The 22,689-nt window shown below is 61.4% G+C and carries 19 protein-coding genes and 1 tRNA gene; 9 read left to right on the plus strand and 11 right to left on the minus strand.

What is annotated here, in order from left to right; genetic code table 11:
- Positions 1–79: 79 nt before the first annotated feature.
- On the minus strand, positions 80–2,758 hold the full coding sequence (gene ppdK, locus DBIPINDM_RS06105; RefSeq protein ID WP_258584889.1) for a pyruvate, phosphate dikinase: 2,679 nt from the start codon (positions 2,756–2,758) through the stop codon (positions 80–82).
- A 225-nt stretch (positions 2,759–2,983) separates the two neighbouring features.
- Here ppdK and DBIPINDM_RS06110 point away from each other — a divergent pair, with 225 nt between their 5' ends.
- Both DBIPINDM_RS06110 and DBIPINDM_RS06115 read left to right on the plus strand, forming a co-directional pair.
- Positions 2,984–3,328 (plus strand): VOC family protein, encoded by a 345-nt coding sequence (locus tag DBIPINDM_RS06110; protein WP_258584890.1) that lies wholly within the window; start codon positions 2,984–2,986, stop codon positions 3,326–3,328.
- Positions 3,329–3,457: 129 nt separating this feature from the next.
- A tRNA-Gln gene (locus DBIPINDM_RS06115) sits at positions 3,458–3,532 on the plus strand.
- A 59-nt stretch (positions 3,533–3,591) separates the two neighbouring features.
- On the opposite strand, the gene DBIPINDM_RS06120 is transcribed toward DBIPINDM_RS06115, so the two are convergent.
- Together DBIPINDM_RS06120 and rffA are read right to left on the minus strand one after the other, a co-directional pair.
- Positions 3,592–4,293 carry a WbqC family protein gene (locus tag DBIPINDM_RS06120; protein ID WP_258584891.1) on the minus strand — a complete coding sequence of 234 codons (702 nt, stop codon included), beginning with the start codon at positions 4,291–4,293 and terminating at the stop codon, positions 3,592–3,594.
- Between the two features lie 60 nt (positions 4,294–4,353).
- A complete protein-coding gene (gene rffA, locus DBIPINDM_RS06125; protein ID WP_258589478.1) occupies positions 4,354–5,442 on the minus strand; it encodes a dTDP-4-amino-4,6-dideoxygalactose transaminase in 1,089 nt (362 codons plus the stop codon).
- A 340-nt stretch (positions 5,443–5,782) separates the two neighbouring features.
- Between rffA and DBIPINDM_RS06130 the strand changes: the two genes are divergently transcribed.
- Complete coding sequence (locus tag DBIPINDM_RS06130) at positions 5,783–6,787, plus strand: glycosyltransferase family 2 protein (protein ID WP_258584892.1); 1,005 nt, start codon at positions 5,783–5,785, stop codon at positions 6,785–6,787.
- Here DBIPINDM_RS06130 and DBIPINDM_RS06135 read toward each other — a convergent pair whose 3' ends face one another.
- Positions 6,788–7,768, minus strand: coding sequence for a class I SAM-dependent methyltransferase (locus DBIPINDM_RS06135; protein ID WP_258584893.1), 981 nt, complete (start codon positions 7,766–7,768; stop codon positions 6,788–6,790). It abuts the gene before it with no gap.
- Between the two features lie 80 nt (positions 7,769–7,848).
- Between DBIPINDM_RS06135 and DBIPINDM_RS06140 the strand changes: the two genes are divergently transcribed.
- The 4 genes from DBIPINDM_RS06140 to DBIPINDM_RS06155 all read left to right on the plus strand — a co-directional run bounded on the left by DBIPINDM_RS06140 (position 7,849) and on the right by DBIPINDM_RS06155 (position 10,956).
- Positions 7,849–8,502 carry a class I SAM-dependent methyltransferase gene (locus DBIPINDM_RS06140; protein ID WP_258584894.1) on the plus strand — a complete coding sequence of 218 codons (654 nt, stop codon included), beginning with the start codon at positions 7,849–7,851 and terminating at the stop codon, positions 8,500–8,502.
- On the plus strand, positions 8,499–9,164 hold the full coding sequence (locus tag DBIPINDM_RS06145; protein ID WP_258584895.1) for an acetyltransferase: 666 nt from the start codon (positions 8,499–8,501) through the stop codon (positions 9,162–9,164). The genes DBIPINDM_RS06140 and DBIPINDM_RS06145 overlap by 4 nt, the downstream gene beginning before the upstream one ends.
- Before the next feature lie 76 nt (positions 9,165–9,240).
- Entirely contained in the window at positions 9,241–10,071 is an 831-nt protein-coding gene (locus tag DBIPINDM_RS06150; RefSeq protein ID WP_258584896.1) for a hypothetical protein, read from the plus strand.
- Positions 10,072–10,200: 129 nt separating this feature from the next.
- Positions 10,201–10,956 carry a class I SAM-dependent methyltransferase gene (locus DBIPINDM_RS06155; RefSeq protein WP_258584897.1) on the plus strand — a complete coding sequence of 252 codons (756 nt, stop codon included), beginning with the start codon at positions 10,201–10,203 and terminating at the stop codon, positions 10,954–10,956.
- An 88-nt stretch (positions 10,957–11,044) separates the two neighbouring features.
- Here DBIPINDM_RS06155 and DBIPINDM_RS06160 read toward each other — a convergent pair whose 3' ends face one another.
- Positions 11,045–11,371, minus strand: a complete 327-nt coding sequence (locus DBIPINDM_RS06160; protein WP_258584898.1) for an EamA family transporter — start codon at positions 11,369–11,371, stop codon at positions 11,045–11,047.
- A gap of 414 nt (positions 11,372–11,785) precedes the next feature.
- Here DBIPINDM_RS06160 and DBIPINDM_RS06165 point away from each other — a divergent pair, with 414 nt between their 5' ends.
- Positions 11,786–13,864: a hypothetical protein gene (locus DBIPINDM_RS06165; RefSeq protein ID WP_258584899.1), complete on the plus strand. Its 2,079-nt coding sequence runs from the start codon at positions 11,786–11,788 to the stop codon at positions 13,862–13,864.
- 40 nt (positions 13,865–13,904) lie between these two features.
- On the opposite strand, the gene DBIPINDM_RS06170 is transcribed toward DBIPINDM_RS06165, so the two are convergent.
- From DBIPINDM_RS06170 to tnpA, 5 genes are all read right to left on the minus strand, one after another.
- Positions 13,905–14,720, minus strand: a complete 816-nt coding sequence (locus tag DBIPINDM_RS06170) for a phytanoyl-CoA dioxygenase family protein (protein ID WP_258584900.1) — start codon at positions 14,718–14,720, stop codon at positions 13,905–13,907.
- Positions 14,717–15,718: a class I SAM-dependent methyltransferase gene (locus tag DBIPINDM_RS06175; protein ID WP_258584901.1), complete on the minus strand. Its 1,002-nt coding sequence runs from the start codon at positions 15,716–15,718 to the stop codon at positions 14,717–14,719. Before DBIPINDM_RS06175 ends, DBIPINDM_RS06170 begins: the two co-directional genes overlap by 4 nt.
- 387 nt (positions 15,719–16,105) lie before the next feature.
- Positions 16,106–17,677, minus strand: a complete 1,572-nt coding sequence (gene tnpC, locus DBIPINDM_RS06180) for an IS66 family transposase (protein WP_258581801.1) — start codon at positions 17,675–17,677, stop codon at positions 16,106–16,108.
- 54 nt (positions 17,678–17,731) lie between these two features.
- Entirely contained in the window at positions 17,732–18,085 is a 354-nt protein-coding gene (gene tnpB / locus DBIPINDM_RS06185; protein ID WP_014761846.1) for an IS66 family insertion sequence element accessory protein TnpB, read from the minus strand.
- Entirely contained in the window at positions 18,066–18,539 is a 474-nt protein-coding gene (tnpA, locus tag DBIPINDM_RS06190) for an IS66-like element accessory protein TnpA (RefSeq protein WP_258580855.1), read from the minus strand. The genes tnpB and tnpA overlap by 20 nt, the downstream gene beginning before the upstream one ends.
- Positions 18,540–18,790: 251 nt before the next feature.
- Between tnpA and DBIPINDM_RS06195 the strand changes: the two genes are divergently transcribed.
- Complete coding sequence (locus DBIPINDM_RS06195; protein WP_258584902.1) at positions 18,791–19,132, plus strand: hypothetical protein; 342 nt, start codon at positions 18,791–18,793, stop codon at positions 19,130–19,132.
- Here the strand turns inward: DBIPINDM_RS06195 and smc are convergent, their stop codons facing one another.
- Positions 19,133–22,591, minus strand: coding sequence for a chromosome segregation protein SMC (gene smc / locus DBIPINDM_RS06200; RefSeq protein ID WP_258584903.1), 3,459 nt, complete (start codon positions 22,589–22,591; stop codon positions 19,133–19,135). It lies immediately after the preceding gene.
- Positions 22,592–22,689 lie beyond the last annotated feature (98 nt).

A 22,689-nucleotide genomic window follows, 5' to 3' on the forward strand; every position in this document is an offset into this window, starting at 1 on the left:
CAGGAACAATGTCGAGATTACGCAATGCCTTCAGCACGTTCGCGTGAGTTTTCATACAAAACCGTAAGCTTTGATCCCCCTATCCGCGCCCCGTTTTCGCCACCTGGACCGCGGCCTGCGCGGCCGCCAGCCTGGCGATCGGCACGCGATAGGGTGAGCACGACACATAGTCGAGACCGACCTCCTCGCAGAAACGGATCGATGCCGGGTCGCCGCCATGTTCGCCGCAGATGCCGAGCTTAATGTCCGGCCGCGTCGCCCTGCCCTTTTGCGCGGCCATGCGTACCAGTTCGCCGACGCCGTCGATGTCGAGCGAGACGAATGGATCCTGCTCGATGATGCCCTTCTGGCGGTAGGTCTCAAGGAACGAGGCCGCATCGTCACGCGATATGCCGAAAGTGGTCTGGGTAAGATCGTTGGTGCCGAAGGAGAAGAACTCGGCAGACTCGGCGATGACATGGGCACGGATCGCCGCGCGCGGCAGTTCGATCATCGTGCCTGTGAGGTACTCGATCTTGACGCCGCTCTCATCCATGACGCTCCAGGCGACCGCATCGATGCGCGCCTTGACGTAATCGAGTTCCTTCACCAGGCCGACCAGCGGCACCATGATCTCGGGCACGACCAGGGCGCCGGCTTTCTTGCCGGCCTCGACGGCGGCCTCGAAAATGGCGCGCGCCTGCATCTCGGCGATCTCGGGATAGGAGACGGCCAGCCGGCAGCCGCGATGGCCGAGCATCGGGTTGAATTCATGCAGGGCCTCGGTGCGTTGCCTGAGCTTGTCGGGCGACACATTCATGACGGCGGCGACTTCGGCGATTTCGGCTTCGGTCTTGGGCAGGAATTCGTGCAGCGGCGGATCGAGCAGGCGGATCGTCACCGGCAGACCGGCCATGATCTCGAACAGTTCGAGGAAATCCGAGCGCTGCATGGGCAGAAGCTTGGCCAGGGCGGTGCGCCGATCCTTCTCGGTGTCGGCCAGGATCATCTCGCGCATGGCGACGATGCGCTCGCCGTCGAAAAACATGTGCTCGGTGCGGCAGAGACCGATGCCTTCGGCGCCGAAAGAACGCGCCATACGGGCATCAAGCGGTGTTTCGGCGTTGGTGCGCACCTTCATGCGGCGCACCGCGTCGGCCCATTCCATGATGGCGGCGAAATCGCCTGATAGTTCGGGCTGCAGCATCGATACGGCGCCCTTCAATATCTGGCCGTTGCTGCCATCGATGGTGATGATCTCGCCTTTGCGGAAGGTCGATCCCATCGCCATCAGCGTGCCGGCCTTGTAGTCGACGCGCAGCGAGCCGGCGCCCGAGACGCAAGGCTTGCCCATGCCGCGCGCCACGACGGCGGCATGGCTGGTCATGCCGCCGCGCGTCGTCAGGATGCCTTCGGCCGCATGCATGCCGTGAATGTCCTCGGGGCTGGTCTCGATGCGCACCAGGATCGCCTTGCGGCCTTGCGTCTTCAGATCCTCGGCATCGCCGGAGGAAAAGACGATCTCGCCGGTAGCAGCGCCGGGCGACGCCGGCAGGCCGACGCCGATGACGTCGCGCGCGGCCTTCGGGTCGATGGTCGGGTGCAGCAATTGGTCGAGCGAGGCCGGATCGATGCGGGCGACGGCTTCCTCCTTGGTGATCAGGCCGTCCCTCGCCATCTCGACCGCAATTTTCAGCGCCGCCTTGGCGGTGCGCTTGCCCGACCGGGTCTGCAGCATCCACAATTTGCCGCGCTCGATGGTGAATTCGAGGTCCTGCATGTCGCGATAGTGCTTTTCCAGGCTGTCGGAGATGGTGACGAAGGACTGGAAGGCGTCCGGCATCAGCTTCTGCAGCGACGGCTTGTCGGAGCCGGCGGCGATGCGGGCGGCCTCGGTGATGTTCTGCGGCGTACGGATGCCGGCGACGACATCCTCGCCCTGCGCGTTGACCAGAAACTCGCCATAGAGCTGCTTTTCGCCGGTCGACGGGTTGCGGGTGAAAGCGACGCCGGTGGCCGAGGTCTCGCCCATATTGCCGAACACCATGGCCTGGACGTTGACCGCCGTGCCCCAGCTTTCGGGGATGTCGTGCAGGCGCCGGTAGGTGATGGCGCGGTTGTTCATCCAGCTCGAGAACACCGCGCCGATGGCGCCCCAGAGCTGCTCGTTCGGATCCTGCGGGAAGGGTTTGCCGAGCTCCTCCTCCACCTTGGCCTTGTAGAGTTCGATGACGCCCTGCCATTCGGCTGCCGTCAACTCGGTGTCGAGTTCATGGCCCAATCCACCCTTCTGGTCCTCCAGGATTTCCTCGAACACCTCGTGATCGAGGCCCATGACGACATCGGAATACATCTGGATGAAGCGGCGGTAACTGTCATAGGCAAAGCGCGCATCGCCGGAATCGGCGGCCAACGCCTCGACCGTCTCGTCGTTGAGGCCGAGATTGAGCACGGTGTCCATCATGCCGGGCATCGACGCACGAGCGCCGGAACGCACGGAAACCAGCAGCAGCTTCGACGGATCGCCGAACCGGCGGCCGGTCAGCCGGCCGATCTGATCGAGCGCGACCGCGACATCGGCTTCCAACCCCGCCGGATAGGCATGGCCATTGGCGTAATAGGCGTTGCAGACCTCGGTGGTGATGGTGAAGCCCGGCGGCACCGGCAGGCCCAGGCTGCACATCTCGGCCAGATTGGCGCCCTTGCCGCCCAGCAGATTCCTGTCGCCGGCACGGCCTTCCGCCGCACCATCGCCGAAGGTGAAAACCCATTTGGTCATGCTTTGCTCTCCGGTTGCAGGAGATTGGAAAGATTGGCGAAACGGAAAGTTCCACCCTGGTCCGACTTTGGAGCGATATGATGCTGCAGTGCGAAAGGCAAGCGCCGGCAAAGCCGTCCGGCCGCTACAATCGATTAAGGAAAAGCCCTGTCCAGACATGCGGCAAAAAGACTTGCCACCTCAGGGCTCGATGACTAGAACATAAAGGGAACAAAGAGGTGCGCCATGAAACTGACTGGAAAACTCGACTATCTGGAAATGCCGGCGACTGGCGGCACGCTGGACCGGTTGAAGGCTTTTTACAGTTCTGCCTTTGCCTGGTCGTTCACCGACTACGGGCCGACCTATTCAGCCTTTGCCGAAGGCCTGGACGGCGGTTTTCAGGCCGATGCCGCGGACGCACCGGCCAAGCCGCTGCCGGTGCTCTATAGCGACAATCTCGAGGAGACCCTCGGCGCCGTCGAAAGCGCCGGCGGCACGATCGTCAAGCCGATCTTTCCGTTTCCCGGCGGCCGGCGCTTCCACTTCGTCGATCCGGCCGGCAACGAGCTGGCTGTCTGGGGTGAATAGCCCGCTCCGACAGGATCCAGTGACAATTGTGGATTGCTCGATTTGGGCGTTCTTGCCCTCACTCATAAAGCATTGTGCTTTTCGGCTGCTCTGCTAATAACGCGCCGCACAAGCGACTCTGACGGCTATTGGGGCGTCGCCAAGTGGTAAGGCATCGGTTTTTGGTACCGACATTCCCAGGTTCGAATCCTGGCGCCCCAGCCAATCTATGATTGTGTATTTAAATCAATAATTTACTAGATTTTCCGATTTAGACGCCTGAACTAGGCCCGCTTGGCAACGAACCGCATGAACCGAGGCGATTGCTTGCCGCAGTTGAACAGCAGATCAAGGATCGACACCTGGTGAATGAACCCCTCCCAGAGCTGGGGATAGGCTGGATAGCCCTCGTAGTCGAACCATTCGAGATCGATGCCCTTGAGCTCGAAGACATCAGGCACGATGTAGTCCTTCGCCGACGGCCCGGAAACATAGACAGTCGCTCCCGCCTGGGCACAGATGTCGGCCAACCGCTCGGTTTTGGCACCGTTGAGCTGGTACGCGCTGGACGATGTGATGGCCGTGGTGATCTCCAAATACCCGCATATTGCCGCGATAAAGCAGTGGTTCAGCTCCGATATGTGCGTGTAGTGGCGGCTATAGAGCGGCTCCAGCCATTCGGCTATTTCCGAAAAGCAGCTTGCCCGGCGGTAGTTTAGCTGTAGCTGCCGCCAGTGCGATTGAGCCCAGTCGGCGCCGTCTATCTCGGTCTCGCGGATCTTCTGAAGATATCTTCCCTTGGTCACGACAGGCACGGTCAGCCATTGGGCTCCGGCGGGCGTCTTGATCTTGTTGCGATTGCGCCAGTCGCGACGGGTATATTGCATGTCGTCGTAGAGGATGAACTCGTCGACTGAAGCGATGAGGTCGAAATATCCCTTCCAGGGGATATAGTTCGACTGGAGAATGGCCACCCGCTTCGTCATCTGCTCGCAGCTTCACCCATCCAAGAATCCTGGGAATAGCTCAACGCCCTTACGGATTGTTCAGCGGTGACCGGCGCTCAGCACCGCGGCTACGCCCTCCTGGGCAGCGAGACTGAGGCCAAACCACAGCGGCAGTCTGATCAGGCGCGCGGCGGCATCGGTGGTGACGCGCAGTTCGCCGTGCGTCCGGCAGTAGCGTCGGCCCGCCGGCGATTCGTGCAGCGGAACATAGTGGAAAATGGCGGCGATGCCATTTTCCTGGAAATCGGCCAGCACGCCACGCCTGTCAACGCCCTCGGGCAGCAGCACATAGTAGAGATGCGCATTGTGTTCGCACTCGGCCGGAACGATTGGTCGACGAAGTTGCCCGACCTGCTCCAGCGGCGCCAGCAGCTCGTGATAGCGGTTCCAAATCCGCAAGCGCTCCGCGGTGATCGTCCCCGCATCCTCGAGCTGTGCGAGCAGGAATGCCGCCAGCAAATCGCTGGGGAGATAGGAGGAGCCGACGTCCTGCCAGGTGTATTTGTCGACCTCGCCGCGGAAGAACCGGCTGCGGTCAGTTCCCTTTTCGCGGATGATCTCAGCCCGCTGGCTCAGCTCGGGGTCATTGATCAGCAGCGCCCCGCCCTCACCCGAAATCAGGTTCTTGGTCTCATGGAAGCTTAGCGTCCCAAGATCGCCGATGCTGCCGAGCGGCCGCCCCTTGTAGCGCGCCATCGCACCCTGGGCAGCGTCTTCGACGACCTTCAGCCCATGCCGATGCGCAATATCGAGTATGGCGTCCATCTCGCAGCCCACTCCGGCGTAGTGGACCACCACGATCGCCCGTGTCCTTGGGGTTATCGCGGCCTCAATCAGGCGCTCGTCGAGATTGAGGGTATCCTCCCTTATGTCGACGAATACGGGCACGCCGCCGCGCAGCACAAACGCATTCGCGGTCGATGTGAATGTGTAGGACGGCATGATGATTTCGTCGCCGGGAACAATATCCAGCAGGAGAGCCGACATCTCCAGCGCCGCCGTGCATGAATGGGTCAGCAGCGCCTTTGCGCACCCGACATGCTCCTCGATCCAGGCATGGCAGCGTTTGGTGAAGGTCCCGTCACCGGACATGTGCTGGGCTACCCGCGCCTCAGCGATGTAGAGCATCTCCCGTCCGGTCAAGTGCAGGCGATTGAATGCAACAGGCAGCGACCCTGCAGTCCGCAAAGGCTTGTTCAAAGAATCGGACACTGTCGTCCCCCCGCCAAACGGCGCTACTGGTGTCACCGAAAGAAAGTACCTCCTGTACTTCAACCACGACAGTTCCATTAATTGCCGGCTTGAGCAAGCCAACTTGGGAAATTGGACGTGAGGACATCCGATTTTGGCGCCGAGGACGTAGAATGAAGGAAGCCAGGTTGACGGTGTTGCTTTTCCTGGGGCAACGATACCTGAAATGATACGTTGGGCGGAAGCGCCTGGCGCTGCAATGGACCCGTTCCCCCTTATGAAGCTTTCCGTCGTCAGCACGCTCTACAAGTCAGAGCCCCATATCGCCGAGTTTTGCGACCGGGTCTCTGCGGTGGCGCGTCACCTGGTTGGGGATGAATTCGAGATCATTCTCGTCAATGACGGCTCTCCCGATGGCAGCCTGGACCTTGCGATCGCGCGCAGCATGGTTGATCGGCACGTCACAGTCATCGACCTGTCGCGGAATTTCGGCCACCACAAGGCGATCATGACCGGGCTGGCCCACGCCAAGGGCGATCGGGTGTTCCTCATCGACAGCGATCTCGAGGAAGAGCCCGAGTGGCTGCTGTCTTTTGCCGACCGGATGTCGGACCGCCAGCTCGATGTGGTCTACGGGGTTCAGAAATCTCGACGCGGCGGCACCCTTGAAAGATGGACCGGCACGCTGTTCTTCTCAATCACCAATGCGCTGAGCGACCTGCAGCTGCCACGTAATTTGGTGATCGCGCGGCTGATGACTCGGGCCTACGTCGCCGCGCTCGTCAGCCATCAGGATCATGAGTTTATCATCGCCCATCTGTTTCAGCTGACCGGTTTCCGGCAGGATTCGCAGCTCGTCGTCAAGCACGCCCTGTCCCCTACGACGTATTCGATCAGTCGCCGCATTCAAATGGCGGTGCGTTATCTGATGACGACGTCGACCAAAATTCTTTATCTGATACTATATTTTGGCCTCACAATTTCAATGCTGTCGGTATTGACGATGGCGTTTTACCTCACAAGATATGTTGTCTATGGCGTTGGCGTTACCGGATTTACCTCCATAATCATTTCCATTTGGTTCTTTGGCGGCATGACGATGCTCACCCTCGGCATTCTTAGCGTATATATTGCCAACATACTGTCCGAAACCAAACGTCGTCCCTACACGATAATTCGAGATATTCATCGTGGCCCTGCGACAGGGATTGAGGGGCAGGTCGATGGTCATGCCGCCGTTGAAGATCGGTCATCCCTTGGGCCGGAGAGGGTTCGCGACTAGCTAGTCGTCGACGCCATCACTCGGAGCATTCTGCACAGCTCGGCCAAGTGTTTTTTCCAGCCAGGCGACCACGGATATCCCCTCGACCGCCGCCGCATCCAGCACTCGGTCGCGCAATGCGGGGGAAACGCCCTCCAGCTTGCCGAAATAGCGGGTCCGGTGCGATCCGCCCCGTCGTCCGGGGAACGTGACGTCGAGATTGAGCGGCGGCTCTCCCTGGCCCTTCACGAAGCTGATCAGATAGAAGGACCCGCCGAGAATCCACCGGCAGCCGACCTGTCGCGCATCGACCGGGATACAGTCCAGCGGCGCACGATGGCGAAACAGGGGATTGGAGTTTTCCAGTATCCTGGCGAATTCGCTGTTCGCGAGCCAGGGCGCGATTCCTTCGTCGCCGACCACGACCCGCCCGTTCGGCTTCACGACGCGGGTGATTTCAGCCAAAGCTTCCTTGTAGTCGGGGAACAGGTTGAAGCCGCCGAAATGATAGGCCGCATCGAAGAATCCATCCGCGAAAGGCAAGTGCATCACATCGGCGCAGAACAACTGCAGGCGTGAAGTGTTCTTCTCGGCGCGGAGCAGCCGGTCCCGGCCCGTCAGCACCATTTCGAGGGACAGGTCGCCGGCAAATACGTCAATGGGCATATCCAGCAGATGGATGGTGTCGCGGCAGGTTCCGCAACCGATCTCGAGCACCCTGCTATCCGGCCGAAGCTCGAGTTGGGCAAACATGTCCCTGCGCGTTTGCTCCTCGTCCGCAAGGAACATGGCAAACATTACCTCGATGCCATGATCATATTCGCTTGCCCGCTCGCGGTAATAGGCCTGGCTGTCGGAAGAGGCCTGCACCTGGCCGGAGCGGATGAGCAGTTGCGGGATGCCGTCGATCAGAGGATAGCGCTCATCTGGCCCGCCCAGCAACGCGGAGCCGTCCGGCGTCTTTGTCAGCGGCTGTCTAGTCAACGGGGAAACAAAATTCAATTCCGGTATCATTCGCGGAACCGCCCATTTAGACTTGGATACACGATTCTGTGAGCGAAAACCCACCGATGGTTATGCCCATGACGTCTATTGGCGCCCCGGCAACGGACAAAAGCGGGGCAATGTTGCTTGAAGTCGCCCGCTACTATGGCGACAAGGTGCAGGCGCACGGCCCCAGTCCGAAGGGTGTGGATTGGAATACGGAAGAAGGCCAGATCCTTCGCTTCAGACAATTGGCATCGTTGATCGACCTGCCGGGCGACTTCACGGTCAACGACCTCGGGTGCGGCTACGGTGCCTTGCTGCCGTTCCTCGCAGATCGCTTTCCCGGCATACGGTACTATGGCTGCGATGTGGCTGCAGAGATGATTGAAGCAGCCGCCACACTTTTTGGTGATCATTCCAACGCCCAGTTTGCCGTCGGATCCGTGCCGGCGCAGATTGCCGATTTCGGCTTCGCGAGCGGTATCTTCAACGTCAGGCTGACACGTCCGGATGATGAATGGGCGGCTTATCTGGAGTCGACGCTGGACGTCCTCCATGCCACCAGCCGGCGCGGCTTCGCCTTCAATTGCCTTACCTCCTATTCGGATCCGGACAAGAGAAGAGCCGATCTCTTCTATGCCGATCCAAGGCACCTTTTCGACATCTGCAAGAAAAAATATGCGCAGCGCGTGGCACTGCTGCACGACTATGGTCTCTATGAATTCACCATCCTGGTCAGGAAGTCATGAAGCGGCCCATCGTCATATTCGGAGCAGGCGATATCGCTGAGCTTGCCCACTACTATTTCACGCGCGATTCCTCTTACGATGTCGCCGCCTTCACCGTTGACAGTGCATTCCTGACCCAGAACCGGCTGGCGGGCCTTCCTGTCGTGCCCTTCGAGGCGTTGACCCGGGAATATCCGCCGAGCAGCCATAGTGCGTTCGTGGCGCTCAGCTACAGCAAGCTGAATGAGCTTCGCCGCGAAAAATATCTGGCGCTCAAAGCGTTGGGCTACGATTTCGTGAGCTACATCAGTTCCAGGGCAACCATCCTCAACGACGGCAAAATCGGCGAAAACTGCTTCATTCTCGAGCACAATGTCGTTCAACCTTTCGCATCGATCGGCAACAATGTGACGCTGTGGAGTGGCAATCACATCGGGCACCACTCCCGCATTGCCGATCATTGCTTTCTTGCCTCGCATATCGTGGTCTCGGGCGGGGTCGACATCGGCGAGGCCTGCTTCCTGGGTGTCAACGCGACGCTGCGCGATCATATCCGGGTGGGCGAGAGGTGCGTGATCGGCGCGGGAGCGCTAATTCTGGCGGATGCGGCGCCCGACGGCGTCTATCTCGGCAACGCGACGGAGCGGTCGAAAGTGCCGAGCTCGCGGCTGAGAAGGATTTGACGCGGTGCGATGGGAGAAACTCGGTCGCCTGTTCTGTCCGACCGGCGATATCGAATGGATGCGCTCGCACGCCACCGTGCCGATCGCCGAGCACGTATCGGGCGATCTGTTCAGAATCTATTTCGGGTCTCGCGATGCATCGCAACGCTCGCACACCGGCTATGTTATCGTCGACCTTTCGTCGCCGGCGCGGATTGTCGAGGTAGCTCGGTCGCCTGTCTTGGTGCCGGGAAACCTCGGCGAATTTGATGACAGCGGCGCCCTGGCGAGCTGGCTCACGGTCGTGGGTCCGACGAGATATCTCTACTATATCGGCTGGAATCTGGGCGTCACCGTTCCCTTTCGCAATGCCATTGGCCTCGCCACGGCGTCGGTTGACGGCCCGTTTTCACGCTTCGCCGCGGGTCCGCTGATTGATCGCTCGATGACTGAGCCACATTTTGTCGGCAGCTGCTGTGTGCTGCATGAGGCCGGCCTCTGGCACATGTGGTACTTGTCTTGCGTCGGGTGGACCCAGTTGGCCGATGGGCCACGACACCGCTACCATATCAAATATGCGAGTTCCGACGACGGCATCCACTGGCGCCGTGACGGACGCGTCGCCATCGGTTTCGCGAACGAACAGGAATATGCGATATCTCGCCCATCGGTTGTGAGAGACGGCGAGCTGTGGCGCATGTGGTATGCCTATCGCGGCGACCGCTATCGCATTGGCTATGCCGAGTCGGCCGACGGCCTGAACTGGACCCGGCTCGACCACGCCGTGGGCATCGCGAGCTCAGAGTCAGGCTGGGATTGCGAGATGATCGAGTATCCCTATGTGTTCGATCATGGGGGGCAGCGCTACATGCTCTACAACGGCAATGGTTACGGGAAGACCGGCTTCGGCCTGGCCGTGCTCGTTTAGCAAGGCTTGAGCCGACACATGATCGTTTGCCCGCGCTGCAGCCTGCAACATGCATCACTGGACGCAGGCTGTCCGGCCTGCGGCTTCGTTCCGGCCAGCCGGAACGGCTTCCCCGCCTGGGCGCCCGAAATGGCAAACGAAGGCGGGGGGTTCCATGAGACCTTCTTTGCCGAACTCGCCCGGCGCGAGGCCGGGAATTTCTGGTTCGAGGCGCGCAATGCCATCATCGTTCGCACGCTGAGGCGGTTCTTTCCGCAGTTGCGCTCATTCCTCGAGATCGGCTGTGGCACGGGCTTTGTCCTGAGCGGCATCGCTCGCGCCTTTCCCGACGTCCGGCTTGTCGGGACCGAAATCTTCATTGCAGGGCTGCCCTTTGCCGCCGCCCGCGTGCCGTCGGCAAGCTTTGCGCAGATGGACGCAAGACGATTGCCCTATGCCGCGGAATTCGACGTGGTGGGGGCGTTCGACGTGATCGAGCACATCGAGGAAGATGTCGACGTGCTGGAGAATCTGAAACGCGCGGTGAAGCCTGGAGGGGGCGTGATCATTTCGGTGCCGCAGCACAAATGGCTTTGGAGCGACATCGACAAACAGTCGTTTCATTTCCGGCGCTATGAAAAGCGGGAACTGCATGAAAAGATCGAAGGTGTGGGGCTGGAGATCGTCTACAGCACGTCGTTCGTGTCGCTTTTGTTGCCGCTGATGTTCCTGTCACGGCGGCGCAAGAGCGAGAGCCCGGAGTTGGACGCCGGCAGGGAATTGCGGCTTGGACCGACGTTGAATGCCTCGTTGCGGGCCGTCATGGGGATCGAAAGCCTGATCCTGGCTGCGGGCCTCACCCTTCCGGTCGGCGGATCCCGACTGGTAGTGGCAAAACGTCCGTGACAGGCAGCGCTGCTCGCGCAGGCAGCCCGCCCCTTATCGACAACAGCAGCCTTGCAAGCGCGCGCCTTAGGCTGAATCGACATTCGGCCTAAGGCAATTGGGTCGCCGCAAGCACCACGCCGAGGACAATCAAGCCGTTGCCCGCAAGGGACTGCCAGCTGAACCGTTCGTGCAGGAACACGATCGAACCGGCGAAAATCAGGGGATAGGACAGGGCTGCAAACGGGAAGGCCACCGATAGGGGAATTCTCGATATCCCTGCGTACCAAAGAGCGCTGGAAGCCACGAGGCCAAGGCCTCCTATCCAAACCTGCCGGTCGGCGAGCAAACCAAGCAGATACGGCCAGCCCCCCTCAAAGCTGAACGGCACCGTCCCATGTTCGGTCAGGCGAGACTTGATGATGATTTGGGCCATGGTGAGCAAAAATACGGCCGCAACAATAAGGGCAATGCCGGTGGCACGGTTATCCAGTTTGCTTCTCCATCTGCTCGAATCGGCCGGCGCCTTAGCATTTGGACTGTAGCATGCCAGCTGTCCATTTTGGGCTGGGTAGCAGCTACAGGCGCCCTCCAGTTGCCTCTCCGTCTCGCAAGAACCGTTGATACCCGCTTCGATTGGCCGGTGCAGGTTGACAAAGGCGAAGCCAAACGATCCATCTAGGCCAGTTGTCGTGCCCGGCCCTGGTTGCGGGTGGTGTGCACGGCCTAGGGCAATTCCAGGAAAAGTGTGTAACGGTTTTCCCAAAGGGATTGCGCCAAAACAAAGAGTTGGAGTGGCTCACCGTTTCCGTGAAACGGTGAACTGCTCTAGGGGGAGCCCAACCGAACCATGGCAATCCAGGAGCAGTCCCGGACAATCCCGGCTGAGCAGAATTTGCCAGCAGGGGGATTGTCCAAAGCCAAGTCCTATTGGTTTCCCGCGGCTTTATTAATTCTGGCGATCAATTTCTGCTTCCTCGTATTTTACGTTTTCGTGAAATACAAAACCATATTTCACTCCGACAGCGCAATGAAGGTGCTGCTGGCGCGAGAAATTGTCCAAAGCCGTAATTTCTTCCCGCCGGATTGGTACTATGGAAACAATGACATTGTCGTTGTATTCGGCCATCTCTTTATTATTCCCGCCCTGGCTTTTCTTCCTGCCGGCTTTACAGTTCATGCGATCTCGGGCCTCGTCACATCCATACTCGTGCTGCACAGCGTCTGGCTGGCTGCCGGCCTGGCGCCGATCGGCAAGACACGGCGGACGCTGATAACCGCGTCAGTAGCGGCGGGCATGTCCGGAGTTCTGGCTGAAAATCTCTACGGACAGGCGTCATACGGCACAATTCTCTACATGTCGCTGTATTCGATATACTGCCTCGTCAGGCTGATGAGAGAGAGATCGACGAAGAACGTCGTCATATGGAGCGTTTTGCTCTGTGCGCTGATTACCGCCGAGTTCTGGGGCAATCCTCAGCGCGCAATCGTTACCATAGGGATGCCGCTCATCGCCGCAGCGCTGTGGTCGATACACAGGCTGCATCCCGCAAGTGTGGGAAGAGCTTCCTTGGTGGGCACGGCCGCTTCGATCTGCGCAGCGATAGGCGGCGGGACCATCCTCTATGGAGTGACCTTTGCGCATGCAAACAATGCCTCGCGCGACGCGTCCTCCATCCAATGGCTGCCATACGAGGCGATCGCCAGCAACCTCATGGTGCTGGGCAAGGAGGTCCTGGCGGTTTTCGGCGGGTCTCCACCCGGAGGCAGCGGACTTCTGACCGTGATCGGCCTCTACGGCGCGCTGCGATTGATTGTGGCGGTCATATTGGTGGCGTTGATCGTGCGGTCGGTGGCAACATCGGCGAGGCCGCACGAGGAGGTCAGACCGCTCGCCATCTATGGATCGTTGGCGCTTCTGTCGGTGTGCCTTCTGCAAGTGGCAACGACCATTCCAAACCTTGCCGATCCGATCGGCAGTTCCCGTTACCTCGTACCGGCGCTGGTCACGATGGCCATCGTGGCGTTGGCCACGCCTCTCGACATGCGCCTGAGACCCATCGAGTTCCTCAGCGTAGCGGTGGTCCTTGCCGGATTGCTGACAAGTGCCTACCCGACATTTGTCAGGTCGGATACGCTGTCGCATCTGAACTTGGTGCAGCAGAAACCCCGTACCATCGATTTGTCGGACTTGGCTCGCTACCTCCAAGCCAATGGGCTGACTTATGGCTACGCCACCTATTGGAACGCCGGCTCGGTCAGCGTGTTGTCCGACGAACATGTCCTGGTTCGGCAGATCACCCTGGACAGCGCCCTGCCGATGCCCATGCGTTTCCTGTCCGCGGACCGCTGGTACAATGCCGATACGTGGAAGGGCGAGACGTTTCTTCTGCTCTCACAGGAGGACGCAAACAAGATCGACTGGGGGCGGTTGGCGGCGCTCGGGTTACCCGTTTCGCGGAAACTTCAATTCGGCGACCTTGGCATCTTTGTATTTGCAGAAAACATTGCTGCGAAGCTGCCGGGTTGGGATGTCCGGTTCATGCAGCCGGTAACTTTTCATGCCGACGCCCAGGCGCTTACGCAAGTGGGCTCCCTGCAAGAGCGCAGCGACGGGAAGGCGCTGGTGGCGCCGCCGGAAGCGAATGGCGCGCTGTACTATGGTCCCTATGTGAGCGTCGCCCCGGGAACGTATCGCCTTACCTTTGACGTCGAAGCCGGCAGCAGTCCGACTGCCGCGCTGCGCCTTGACGCCGCTGCAGCGCCGGGCGGAATAGTTCTGGCGCAGAAAGACCTGACGGAAAGTCACGGCCCCCAACAGCTGCTTTTCTCGCTCGACCACACATCGGTTATGGAGTTTCGAGTCTGGGCCCTGGGAAACGGCGCGGTGGCGTTCAAATCGGTCACCATCGAGCGGGCAAGTCCGTAGCGGCGGAAGCGGGGCGTGCACGGTGCCGCCTTTGCAGGATTTACTTCTTAGCTCGCGCGCTGAACCACGCGTCCACCGAGCGATACTCGTCCAGACCAAACCCGAGAATCTTCTTCTGATCCGCGCTCAATCCCGGAAATTCGGACAAGACCGCCGGAAGATGAAGCTGCTGCCGCAGCATCGGGATGGTGAAAACGTGGTTCACACCGCGCCGGTTCCGGTCGGTGTGGTTGGTCGATCCGGCGTGATAGAGCATGCAGTCCAGAATGATGAATGTCCCCCGCGGCACGGTTACCTGAATCTGACGCCGCCGCACCGTCTCGTCCGAGGGAAAACCCTCGCGATGATGGCTGGCAGGTATGACCCGGGTGGCACCATTTTCGGTTGTGAAATCGTCAAGCGCAAACAGGGCACTTATTGCAAGCGGCTGCGAACTGACGAAGTGCTGGTAGGGAAGATCGCGATGGTAGGACGCCTGTCCATATTTGCTCTTGTTGGCGCGATTGATCAGCCCGTTGACCTGATTGAGGATGTAGTAGCCACCAAGCATCCTTGAGAGCAACTGCGCCAGCCGCTCATTGAAGGCTATGGCCATGAACGCCGGAGCGTATTTGGGGAGGACACGGATAGTGTCGCGCTCGCCGATCGCCGAAAGGTCGTAGCCCGCAGTCGCGGCTTGTTCGGCGTACTCCACTTCAGCGGTGTCAAAGTCACGGGACAGCGCATCCAGTTGCTCGCCGGTCAGCCCGGCGTCGAGCGTCGTATGGCCGGAGAGCCGGAGATCTTCAATCAGGACATCGATCTCGTCGCGAACGACCGCGGTTTCCTTGACCCCGTAGCGATCGATCTCGTTCACAGGCGCTCCTTGAGACGGCTGGAGAAGAGGTAGGGATGGACGATGTGCATGCCGCTGCCCCGAAACTTTCCGGCCACCGCCAACCAGCTTCGCGGATTTACGGCGGCCACTATGATAGTCTGGGGATGCGCGGAAGCATACTCGCTGGCTCTCAGCCACGGCCGGTCGTCGAGAGTGGCCGCGAGTGGCTTGTCCGTCAGGAGTGCTTGGGCTCCTTTGACGAGCCGGGGGGCATAGGTCCGCAGCAGATTTCGGAATTCCCCGGCTCCAAACATCGCGTAGGGCCTGTCGTCCAGCCACTCTGATGCGCCATCATCAATTTCCGACCAGCCCTTCAGGAAATCCGAGCGCGCCTGTGCCAGCAACAGGTATTGGAGATCCAAGGGAGCTTCCCGCGCGGTCGCGTTGGAATTTAGCAGGGTCAGTCGAAAACCCTTTTGCCGTCCACGCAGCGCAACGCTCCCAGTGACGTGCAATCCCGCTGCCGCCGCGACCATCCGCAGTGACTGTTGGGAGAAACTCGAGACATGATCGAGGAACAACAGCTCCGTGTCGGCAACATCGCCGTCCGGGCAGATCACCAACACGTGGCCTCCATCCGAGAGGGCACGCCTGGACACGGAAAGGAACGCCTCCGGACTGAGGGCGTGCTCAAGGACATTTACCGAGAGGCAGAGGTCGTACCCTCCGGCAATCTCACCGAGGGCTTCTTCGGCATAGCCTTGCCGGATCGTCGCCCGTGCTGGATCCCGCTGCCGAGCCGACGCGACCAGTTGAGATGCCGCTTCGAAACCCAGCGCTTTCCTCAATTGCCATCGCCGCGCAAGCTCTTCGAGCAAGGCACCGGTCCCCGCCCCGAATTCGACGACGCTTCGGGGGCGAAGAGTGCATCCGAGAAGCGTGACCGCGGATTCGTCTATGCGAGCGGCAAAACCTTCGGCCCGGGCGGCATCGGCAGCCGGATCGACCAAGCCGAGATCGTATCCGTCGCTGTACATGGCGTCCCGATCTTCAGGCTTCAGTGGGGTGATATGAAAGCCATGTCCGCACCTCAGGCACGAGGCCTTCTCAAGGGGGCAGCTGAGAATTGCGCCATCGCTCCTAATTGAAAGGGATGGATGGGGTAGCGCCAGCCTCATTGGTGCGCCGGCCCCGCAAGCAGGACAAACGGATACACTCAAACTGTTGCCCCTCCGCCGCTTCCATATTCGGCCAATGGCCGTCCCGCGTAAATCCCCCAAGGCGCCATCGAGGTCTCGCCCTCCTCGCACCGGCGAAGCTTCGTTGCTTTTCTGACGATCCGATGCAATCGTAGGTAAGCGCTCATTTCCCCGCACATTGACGGCCCTTGCAACAACTGATCGCTTTCAGACGGACGCGTCGGGTCAGGCTGCGGCGGCTTTGAGGAAGTTGAAGGGCAGGAGATCGTCGATAGCCACGTTCTCGGGGCGCTGAGGCAGTTCAGTGAGGACGTGGCGCAACCACGCTAACGGCTCGACGCCACAGGCGCGGCAGGTTAACATCAGGCTGTAGACGATGGCGCTGGCCTTGGCTCCGTCGACAGTATCGCTGAACAACCAACTCTTCCTGCCAGTTGCAAAAATCCTGATGTCGCGCTCCAGAAGATTGTTGTCGATCGGCATGCTGCCGTCCTCGGTGTAACGCGTCAGATATCCCCATTGGTTCAGGGTGTAGGAGACGGCGTCGCCGAGCTTGCTGTCCGGCAAGACTTTTGGGGCGATGTCGTCGAGCCATGCCTTGAGAGCATGGAGGATGGGGACACTATGTTGCTGGCGGAAGCGGCGAATGCAGTGATCTCGCGTTTCGCCGTCATCGGGGATTTCGTTCCGCGCCTGCCTTTCAACTCGGTAGAGCTGTTCGAAGAACCGGAGTGCCTGTTCCGGCGGCCCGCCGCCTTTCTTCCTCGCCTTTAGGGCATCGACGAAGCGCCGCCTGGAATGGGCCATGCATCCAAGATGCGTTGCCCCTTCCAGCGTGCGCCAGGCGGAATAGCCGTCGCTCATCACGATGCCGCGGTAATCGCCGAGGAAGGCCTGCGGGTGTATCTGGCCGCGGCCCGGCTGATATTCGAGCAGCACGATCGGCTCGTCACTGTCCTGGCCGCTCCGGTATGCCCACATGTACGAGGTGCTGGCGGCCTCTCTGTCCATTTCCTTCAGCACCTGGACCGTGGTCTCGTCACCATGGATGAGGGGCTGCGATCTGAGCCGCAGCTTCAGCGCGTCATAGATGCGGGAGAGATGCTTTTCGCTCGAGCCGATCACCCAGTGGCCCAGAGCGCCTCGGCTGACAGGAACGCCGGCGCGCTCGAATGCCTGCGCCAGGCGGTAGAGCGGTGTGCCGTCGACATACTTATGAACGAGCGCGAAGGCCAGCGTCGAGGCCGTAGCGATGCTGCCCGGCAAAGGTTGCGTGGGCATCGGCGCGGTCACGACCGGCGTGCTGATCCCGGTGCGGTCGCAATGACGGCAAGCATATTTGAACCGCACATTCTGCAGGACCTTCGCCTTCACCTCGATATGAAGTTGCTCGGTAACGGTCTCGCCCATGCGATGCATCTGGTGACGGCAGCAAGGACAAGCCTTCTGGGCGTCGGGAAGGTCATACTCGACACGCTCGCGCGGCAGGTTTTCCGGCAAGGCCTTGCGGCCGCGCTTCTTTCCCGTCGCCCCTTCGCTCGCCGGCAAGCCCGTGTCCGGCAGGACAACGACATCGCCATCTTCGTTGTCGGCGGCGTCCTCATCCGCGGCCTGTTCGGCTTCATTGAAGAGGCGGTCAATGTGTTTTTCACTGCGCGGCGCAAAACGATGCAGTCGTGCAAGCGCCAGCTCTTCCTCGAGTTTGACGACGCGTTCGGTGAGTTGACGGTTCTCCGCCCGAAGCGCAGCAATACGCGCCATCAACTCTTCAACAGTCGGTTCGCCGGGTCGATTCATCAGATTCTTGAATCGAAAGCATGCCGGCGCGTCAATCGCTCAATTCGAGAGCCCTCAACCGGCAACCTGATATTGCCGCACCGGATGGCGGACCATCGCATCGATATCGATGCCGTCGAGGATCCAGTGCAATTGCTCGGTCGTAAGCGTGACCACCGCTGCCTCCCGGCGCGGCCACCGGAACTTGTCCTCGGTCAGCCGCTTCAGGACCAGCACGAAGCCGGACCGGTCAAAGAACAAGAGCTTCATCCGGTCGCGACGGCGATTGCAGAAGGCAAAAACCGCTGGAGCAAACGGATCGAGCGCCATCGTCTCTTGGACCAGAACCGCAAGGCTGTTGATGCCGGCCCGGAAGTCGATCGGCTCGCGGTGCAGGTAGACTTTCAGGTCAGCGCCCAGTCTGAACATGACCCAGTGCTCCGATGGTCGCCGTCAATGCATCCACATCACCGCATTCCAGCGTCAACTTCACGCCGTTCGGCAGTGACGCGCTCACCTTGGCTGGAGAGGAAAAAAGCGCAGCCCTTTTGGCTTCCGACCCATGCACTTCATCACAGGTCGCCGGCAAATCCACCGCAGCCATGCTGCTCTGTCGCAGCAAGACCCGATCGGAAGTGCTTTCAATCTGAACCGGGATGAACGCCGGTGATGAGGACGGCGGGAGGGACTGGGTCTCAGTGCGCTTCTTTATCCACTTCCGAAGAAGGTTCGCATTGACCCCATGTTCGAGCGCAAGCCTCGATACCGACACGCCAGGCTCAAGGCAGGCCGAGACAAGACGGTCCTTCGATGCAGGGTCGTATCGGCGTCGCCCGTTCCGACCAACAAGCCTTACCTGCAATTTCTGATCATCTTCTTCCATCACAAGGTGTCCACCTATTTGGGTGGACACCTCATGCATCAGAGCACTCAACAGCAAAAGGTGCGGGGAAATTCGCGCTTACAATCGTAGCGCTCTGCGCTGCCTCTGCTTCGTGCATCGGAGTCAGCCGGCGGACTTCGACCTTTGGCGGTCGAAATCATTGTTGGATCACAATGACATCCTGTTCAGTCGCCTTATGGACCGCCTTTGTCGTCACGCTCGTTGCGGTTCTAGTCCTCGCACTGCTGCCAGTGCCCGAGCTTCAGGAATTCGGGATCGATATCGGTTTCGAAGATGACAAGCTCAATCACGCCAGCGCATTCGCCACCCTGGCTGTTCTTGGGGGTCTTGGCTGGCCCAGGCGCAAGGTCACACTGGTCATTTTCCTGGCCCTGGTCGGTGCCGCGATCGAGGTCCTTCAGGGCACGACGCTGATAGAGCGCGATCTCGACGTGTTCGACTGGGTTGCCGATTGCATCGGCATAGCGGGCGGCCTCGTGGTCGTGGGCTGTGTAAACTGGATCATGCACCGCAAAGGCTGGAGATGGCGTGTCGCTTCCGGATCGTCCAAGCAATCCGGGGAGACCGAATGATCAGCTCGCCTCGCGCATCGCTTCGGCGGCCTGCAGATCGACCGACACCAGCTGGCTGACGCCCTGCTCGGCCATGGTCACGCCGAACAGCCGGTCCATGCGCGCCATGGTGATGGGATTGTGGGTGATGATGACGAAACGCGTCTCGGTGGTCTTGGCCATCTCGTCCATGAGATTGCAGAAGCGCTCAACATTGTGATCGTCGAGCGGCGCGTCGACTTCGTCGAGCACGCAGATCGGCGCCGGATTGGTCAGGAAGACGGCGAAGATCAGCGACATCGCCGTCAGCGCCTGCTCGCCACCCGACAGCAACGTCATGGTCTGCGGCTTCTTACCCGGCGGGCGGGCCAGGATTTCGAGCCCAGCCTCGAGCGGGTCCTCGGATTCGATCAGCTGCAATTCCGCCGTGCCGCCGCCGAACAGATGCGAAAACAGGCGCTGGAAATGGCTGTTGACGAGATCGAAGGCGGCCAGCAGCCGCTCGCGGCCTTCGCGGTTGAGGCTCTGGATCGCTTGCCGGAGCTTGCGGATCGCCTCGATAATGTCCTCGCGCTCGGTAACGATCGCCTCCAGCCGGTCGGAGAGCTCTTTTTGCTCTTCCTCGGCGCGCAGATTGACGGCGCCGAGCCGTTCGCGCTCGATCTTCAGCCGATCGAGCTGGCGTTCGGTCTCGGGCATGTCGGGCATCGGATCGTCGGCTTCCAGGCCGGTATGGCGGATGACCAGGTGCGGCGGCGTGTTCAGCGTTTCCTGGATGCGCGCCTCGACCTCCAGCCGCCGTTCGTCGGCCGCGGTCAGCCTCTCCTCGGCACGGACACGGGTTTCGCGCGCCTCGGCCAGCGATTGGATGGCGCCGGTGGCTGCCTTGTCCAGTTCGGCCTGCCTGCTCTCCGCTTCCTGCAGACGATCGGCCGCCGCCTTGCGCAAGGTCTCGGCCTCGGTCAGCTGCGACAGCAATGCCCGGCGCTTGGCGTCGATCTCATCAGGCGCATCGGCGAGACGCTCGCGCTCGGCCTCGGCCTCGGCCTTGCGTTCACCGAGCGATGCAATCTGGGTCGAGGCGTTTTCGGCACGCACCAGCCAGTTGCTGCGCTCGGCGCCGATGGCATCGAGCCGGCGCACGCGTGCTTCGGCTTCCCGCCGCAACCCCTCATGCACGGCGCGCGCATCGGCAAGCGTGGCGCGATCGCGGGAGACATTGGCCGAGGACTGTTCGAGCTGCAATTGCAGGTCGCCGAGATCGGGTGCGTCCTGTAGCAGCATTTCGGCCTCGACGAATGCCGCCGCGGTTTCCTCATGGCTGTCGACGATGCGGGCGCGGGCCTCATCGAGTGCCGCGCGCCGGCTCGACAGTTCGCCGCCGGCTTTTTCGGCCTCGGCCAGCGCATTGCGGGCAGCATCCAGCCGATGCTGGGCGTCTCGTCCAGCCTGGCGCGTGTTGCGTTCGACCTCGCTCGCCTGGCGAAGCGCCTGCTCGGCTTGCGCCAGCGCCTCCTCGGCCTGGCGCAGGACGAGCGTCGCCTGCACCGCTTCGGCATCGAGTTCGGCAAGCCGGTTCTTCTGCGCCAGCCTTTGTGCCGCGGCAGTCGGCGCATCGGCGCTGGCGGTGAGGCCGTCCCAGCGCCAGAGCGCGCCTTCACGGCTGACCAGGCGCTGGCCCGGCGCAAGCAGCGCCTGCAGCCGGCGGCCATCCCCAGCCTCGATGATGCCTATCTGCGCCAGGCGGCGGGCAAGTTGGGCCGGCGCACGAACCACGCTGGCGAGGTTCTTGATGCCTTCCGGCAGAGCCGCGTCGCCAGGCTGGATCTGGCTTTCGCCCCAATGCGCGGGCGCGCTGCGGTCCAGCGGCACGTCGAGGTCTTCGCCAAGGGCCGCACCAAGCGCCGTCTCGAAGCCGCGCTCGACGCTGATCTGCTCCAGCACCGAAGGGAAGAGATCGCCGCTGGCGGCGTTGAGGATCTTGGCAAGCGTGCGTGCTTCGGTCTCGATCCGCGCCAGTTCGGCCCTCGCATCCTGAAGCGGCGGACGGGCAGTGCTTTCGGCGGCACGGGCATCGATGACCGACTGCTCGGCCTGCGCCACGGCGGCCTCGGATTCCTCGAGAATCTCCATCGCCTGCTCGACCAGAACGCGCTTCTCGGCCGGATCCGGGAGGCCGGCCACCTTCGAGAGGATGTCCGACAGTTCGCGGTCGACCTCGGCGAGCTGGCGGGCGAAGCGGTCGCGGCGCTCGGCGGTTTCGCGCAGCGTGCGTTCGATCTGATGGCGCGAGGCGGCGGCCTCGGCCCGTTCGGCGGTCAGCGCGGCGAGTCTGGCTTCGCTTTGCGCAAGCGTCGATGCCGCCTGTTCGAATGCAGCGCGGGTGGTCGCCTCGCGCTCCGCGGCGCCGGCGTTCTCGGAATTCAGCGCGGCCTCTTCGGTGCGCAGCCGTTCGAGAACATCGGCATTGTCGCGCACCATCCGCTCCTCGCGGGCGATGTCGCCGTCGAGCTGCTGCAAGCGGCGCTCGATTTCCGTCTGGCGGGCACGGATGCGGCCGGCCTCCTCCTCGATCTGCGACTTGGCGATCGACAGGCGCTGGAAGGCGGCGGCAGCCGCGGCTTCCGCGTCGCGCAGGTCAGGCAAGCGGTGGGCGCTGATGCCCTGCTCCCTGGCGGCGGCCATCTGCGCGGCGGCGCGGTCGCCAACCAGCGCGGTGGCAACCGCCAGCGCCGAGCGCGCCTCGCCTTCCTGCGTCTTGGCCAGCGTCCAGCGCAGATGCAGCAGCGTTGCTTCGGCCTTGCGGATATCGGCAGACAGGTTCTTGAAGCGGGAAGCCTGGCGCGCCTGGCGCTTGAGGCTTTCGATCTGGCTTTCCAGCTCGCCGACCACGTCGTCCAGGCGTTCGAGGTTCTGTTCGGCCGCCTTCAGCCGCAGTTCCGCCTCGTGGCGGCGGGTGTGCAGGCCGGAAATGCCGGCAGCCTCTTCGAGCAGGGCACGGCGCGCCTGCGGCTTGGCCTGGATCAGTTCGCCGATGCGGCCCTGCCCGACCATCGAGGGCGAGCGCGCGCCGGTCGACTGGTCGGCGAACAGAAGCTGCACATCCTTGGCACGCGCTTCCTTGCCATTGATGCGGTAGAGCGAGCCGGCCTCGCGCTCGATGCGGCGCGAAACCTGCAACTCATCGGCGTCGTTGAAGGCTGATGGAGCCGAGCGGTCGCTGTTGTCGAGGAAAAGCGTGACTTCGGCGGTGTTGCGGGCGGGCCGCGTGCCCGAGCCGGAAAAGATGACGTCGTCCATGCCGGACGCGCGCATGTTCTTGTAGGAGCTTTCGCCCATCACCCAGCGCAGCGCCTCGACAAGGTTCGACTTGCCGCAGCCGTTCGGCCCGACAATACCGGTCAGGCCGCGTTCGATGACGAACTCGCCGGGCTCGACGAAGGACTTGAAACCGAGGAGGCGAAGGCGCGAAAATTTCATTCGCGCCGCCCCACAAGCGGGTTCCGCAAAAGTGTCCCGCGGTTTTGCGAATAGAGCCCGCGGCAAGACAAATGGACGGGCACGCCGAAGCGCTGCCG

The sequence above is a fragment of the Mesorhizobium sp. AR02 genome (assembly GCF_024746835.1).
Classification (GTDB): Bacteria; Pseudomonadota; Alphaproteobacteria; order Rhizobiales; family Rhizobiaceae; genus Mesorhizobium.